The organism is Secundilactobacillus collinoides DSM 20515 = JCM 1123 (assembly GCF_001435975.1).
Classification (GTDB): domain Bacteria; phylum Bacillota; class Bacilli; order Lactobacillales; family Lactobacillaceae; genus Secundilactobacillus; species Secundilactobacillus collinoides.
In genome coordinates this window covers 1-355 of sequence record NZ_AYYR01000096.1, presented here as the reverse complement: position 1 = coordinate 355, position 355 = coordinate 1, and the positions used below count along the sequence as shown (strand labels likewise).

Annotated in this window: 1 pseudogene; it reads right to left on the bottom strand. The window is 50.4% G+C overall.

The annotated features are described in order from the left end of the window. A pseudogene (locus tag FC82_RS13710) lies at positions 1 to 355 on the bottom strand (ISL3 family transposase); the annotation flags it as partial.

Here is a 355-nt window from a genome sequence, read left to right as displayed (position 1 = left end):
ACTGTTGATCACGGCTTGGTAGTTTTTCTTAAGGGAGGTCATGGCCGTGTCCATGGCTGAATGTTTTGGCTGGTAGTTATTGAGGAGCGTTCCAAGATTTTGGACGCGGTGACCGCGAATATCGGTCAACAGGTCTTGATAGCTCTGGTAGGCACTGGCGAGACGTGGATCCGCGGAGAGTGCTAAGTCCACTGCGTTCTGTTGGGTCATATATTCATTGATGCCCCGTAGGAAGACGGGCTGACTAGTGTTCAGGTCATTCTGATCCTTATGGAGCAGTTTCCACTGGGACTTCAAGGCCTTATAAAGGCGCGATTTATGGTCCTCAATGGTGTGCAGAACACGCAGTCGTTCT